The organism is Vibrio sp. D173a (assembly GCF_030248475.1).
Genome location: NZ_JAHGAH010000856.1, coordinates 1 through 896 on the forward strand (window position 1 = coordinate 1; position 896 = coordinate 896).

Sequence of the window (896 nt, forward strand, 5' to 3'; positions counted from 1 at the left end):
CTGACAGGAGCTTTTACTTATCATGATTAGCGAAGCTAAGTTAGTATACTCACGGATCAAATTGAGCTATTCGGCACTTTCATGAGAATAAAAGTAAAGCGTTTCTGTCGTTGCCTTACCGTCAGAAGTTTGGTCGCATAACGAATTACCACTACGTATCACATAGGTGTCGATATATAGGTCACCTTGTAATTGAGTCCAATCTAAGCAAAAAGGCTTAAAATTCCCAGACACTTTTGATTTCGCACCGGTTCTGTAGCGAAAACGAGCATATGCTTGTCCTGAATCGAACTTCACTGACGTACTGTTTGATTGGAGTTCTCCGAACTCGCCATATTTCCACTTGAATGTAACGGTTCGTGGTTGCCCCAGCGCAATATATTCATTCTCAGTTAAGTCTAAAGTATAGTAACCCACTCGTTTCAACCCATCTTTAACCATACTGACATTTGGTTGGATGTCTGGAGATACTGCTTGAGGCTTTGAGTTGACCTTTTTAAGACCACTCGATGGCAGCTTAAAGACAGAGGGTGGATTACCTTTACCACCAATCCTATTGTGACAAAAGGAAGTTTTTGGTTCGAAATAGTGGTCTGCGCCTCCTTTTTCCCTAATATGTATCCCAGAGATAAACGGTTTTGCCACCGGTGTTGTTCTTGAAAATTCTTGGTGTTCTGAAGTGACCCAAGTTTTGAGCGTCTGGTCGTGTCTAAGTTGCCACAGAATGTTTGTAACACTATAGCGATCATTATCTTCTTGCTGCTTAAACTCAATGCCTCACTTTCTTAGTTGACCGTCCATGCCGTGATCAGTTTTGTACTGTGTAGAAAAATATATGGATTCAATAGTATCAAGAACTGAAGGAGGTGGTGGCGGTGGAGGAGGTGGTTCATGTG

The 896-nt window shown here is 41.9% G+C and carries 1 protein-coding gene; it reads right to left on the reverse strand.

Annotated elements, in window-relative coordinates:
- Positions 1 to 66: 66 nt before the first annotated feature.
- Positions 67 to 645: a hypothetical protein gene (locus tag KIV40_RS29825; RefSeq protein ID WP_285352879.1), complete on the reverse strand. Its 579-nt coding sequence runs from the start codon at positions 643 to 645 to the stop codon at positions 67 to 69.
- Positions 646 to 896: the final 251 nt, after the last annotated feature.